This window comes from Streptomyces sp. WM4235 (assembly GCF_001279725.1).
Classification (GTDB): Bacteria; Actinomycetota; Actinomycetes; order Streptomycetales; family Streptomycetaceae; genus Streptomyces.
On record NZ_LGDE01000133.1, the window covers coordinates 1 to 2,865 of the forward strand.

Below are 2,865 nucleotides of genomic sequence, written 5' to 3' on the forward strand. Positions count from 1 at the left end.
CGTCGGCGGAAGCCGGGCCGGCGCCCTCGGCATCCAAGAGACCATGGCCTTCCCCGAACAGGACTGGAAACGCGCAGCGCCCCTCAGCGAGAGCGCAGCCCTCCTGCCCTGGGGCGCCCACACGGTGCTCTCGGCCGGCCGTACATCCGGTGGGACGGCCGTCGAGCTGTACAGCACCGACCTGCGCACCCACGAGCACACCCTGCTGCTCACTGTCCTCGGCCAGCGTGCCGTCGGCCTGGTGCCGGGCACGGACGGCACGGTCCGCTTGATCATCGACGCGTGGCTGCCGGGCTCGATGCTTCCCCGGCCCGTGCTCCTCACGGTGACCTTGCCGGACATCGCGGCGGTGACCGCCGGGGCCTGATCCGGAGCGGCAGCGGCCCCTGCCGGCTGTGCCCGGAAGCTGTAACCCGGCGGCCCGGCAGCACCGGCTCAAGGCCCGGTTGGGCTGCCCACGCGGCGGGCCTTCTCGACGGGCCCGGCACAGCAGCCCATCGAGCATCCCGTTGAACCGCTCCCGGTCCAGGTCGGCGTCCGTCCGGATCTCCGCGCCCAGCACCGCACGGAACCGCTCGAAGAACTGTCGCGGATCGTCGACGTCGCCCCACTGGCGGATCGCACAGGTCGGCAAGCCGTCACGGGGCGGCCGGACAGTGGGAGCCCACTCCTCTCTCGGCACGGCCATGACCGGCGGGCGCACCATCCGCCGTGCTGCGAGACTCTCAGCGACCGGTTGCCCATGCGACCCACGACGCCTGCGACGTAAAGACGTCCGCCGGAATCCCGGCACCCTCCCAGGCACCGGGGTAGATCTCGCTGTAGCGCTGTCCGTAGGCGACGGCCAGGGCAGGCGGGTAGAGCAGCCACAGCGCGGGGACGGAATGGAGCGTCAGCTCGCCGTACCCTGAGCCGGGGTGGGGGAGTCGGCCGCGCAGGATCCCCTTCGCGTGAAGGCCGGCCCACACGGCCGCAACCTGGTCCGGGGCGTCTGGCTGCGCACCGTCCCCGCAGACGGTGGACGGGGTGAGCCGGCGGGGCATCACGGTGCCGTCCACGTAGGCGAACAGCCTTGGCAGGTCCAGGATCCTCCAGAGGTGGGCGCGGTGGGTGCCGTCGGTGATCATCGTGTGCAGCGGTCCCGCGGGACCGGCGACGCGATGGAGTTGGACCGGCGATCCGCCGGTCATGGCCTCGCGCAGCAGACCGGGGACGTCGTCGCAGGTCAGCCACTGGCGGATCGCGTTCGGGATCCACACCGCGCCTGCCCGATCGCCGTCGCGGTTGATCGTGCCCCATGCCACGTGGTCGGGAGTGCGCACGATCGTCGCCGGGTCGACCCAGGTGCGGGCGCCGGCGTAGGTGTGCGGTTCCTCCAGGCCGTCCGGATCGGGCAGCAGCTCGGGCAGCTGCGCCGCTGTCGTGTTGAGGGCAGCGCAGCGGTCGGCGAAGAACGCCGGAACGTCTTCGGGTGCGAGGCGTTCTCGCAGGCCTTGGAGAAGGCCGGCAACCTGGTCGGCGTGGGGGCCTGCTGCGTATTCGGCGTCGTGGCGTTCGAAGTCGTCGAGGTCCCAGGCGGACGGCGCGAGCTGCATCTCCCTGAACGTCAGGTCCAGCTGGGCGGGCAGGCGGGTGGGGCGACCGCCCTGGTAGTGCACGTCCGGCCAGGGCGGCGGAACGGTCCAGCCGGTCAACTGCGACTCGAAGGCAGCGGGCAGCACCGACCGGGCCCGGACCCGAATTCCCTGATCAGAGCGGGCATCGAAGCCACGGTCCGCGTTGACAGTGACCGTCCAGCCCATCCGGGCCGACAGCTGTGTTCGGGTTGCGGCCAAGCGCTGCTCAAAGTCGGCTTCGGCGGCCCGGACGTCGCCCCGGGTGCGCGCGGCAACAAGGTCGGCAACCGTCGGCGCCCGATCGCCCGGAAGGCCTGCGCGATCCACCGGCAGCCCCACAAGGACCTCACGCAGCACGCTGGTGGTCTCGTCGAGGCGAACGGTGACGTCCCGGGCGCCGGCGGCGAGGCCGGTGGTGTCCACGTGCTCGCTGTCCAGCGCCACCAGCCACCGGTGCACGTAGTCCTGCAGCACCCGCAGGTTGCACAGCGCACGCAGCCTGCTGCTCTCGTCCTCGACAGCCGGGTCAAGCGGTGTCTGCTCCGCCCACCAGGTCTCGCGCCCCTCCGCGGTGTCCACCAGGTGCAGCAGTCGTTCGAGGTCCCCGGCCTGTGCCAGCCGGCCCTGGACCATCCCCGCGCTCCGAGCCAGCCGCCAACGCCTCCAATGCGGCATCCGCTCCGCGCCGGCCGCCGTCCTGCAACTGCTCCGCGGTTTTGCCGCGCACCGCGGGCAGGTCCAATCCCTGGTGGCCATCGCCTGATCGTAGAGGCCACAGCCTGGAACGCGACGGCGGCCTCACGTCATCCAGGGGTCCGGTGACGGTGACGAGGGGGTCTTCGGTGACCGCCCTGTCGCAGAATCGGCGGCCACCAGACGAGATCGAGCCGTATGAGCTCCCTGGAACCGCATGGACCGCAGGTCCTACCCGCTCCTTTCTTCCGCAGGCGCCTTGGACGCTACGCTGCGCTGGGCAGCGGTGCGGTCAGACGGCTCCGAGACCTTCCTCCCTGTGCCCCTCGAAGGCAGCGGGCGCTTTCATGGGGCGCGGAAGACCAAGCGAGTGAAGGACGGTTTCAGGTGAGCAGGGAAGCGCCCCAACGCGCGGTGGTTGACGTTGTCGTGCTCACCATGAATGACCGTGACGAGGAGTGAAGCTCCCCCCGCGAACTGGACAGCGGGTGTTCACGCTGCCGGGGCGAGGTCTTGCCTGAGCAGGGTTCTCGTTTCGAGCGGGGTGACGTACCCG

At 71.1% G+C, this 2,865-nt stretch carries 2 protein-coding genes; one reads left to right on the plus strand and one right to left on the minus strand.

The genetic code is table 11. The features are described 5' to 3' along the window. The coding region (locus tag ADK55_RS12850; protein WP_159041375.1) for a hypothetical protein at positions 1–367 on the plus strand (367 nt) is incomplete at its 5' end. Between the two features lie 358 nt (positions 368–725). Here ADK55_RS12850 and ADK55_RS12855 read toward each other — a convergent pair. Next, positions 726–2,249, minus strand: coding sequence for a hypothetical protein (locus ADK55_RS12855; protein WP_053678177.1), 1,524 nt, complete (start codon positions 2,247–2,249; stop codon positions 726–728). Between the last annotated feature and the right edge of the window lie 616 nt (positions 2,250–2,865).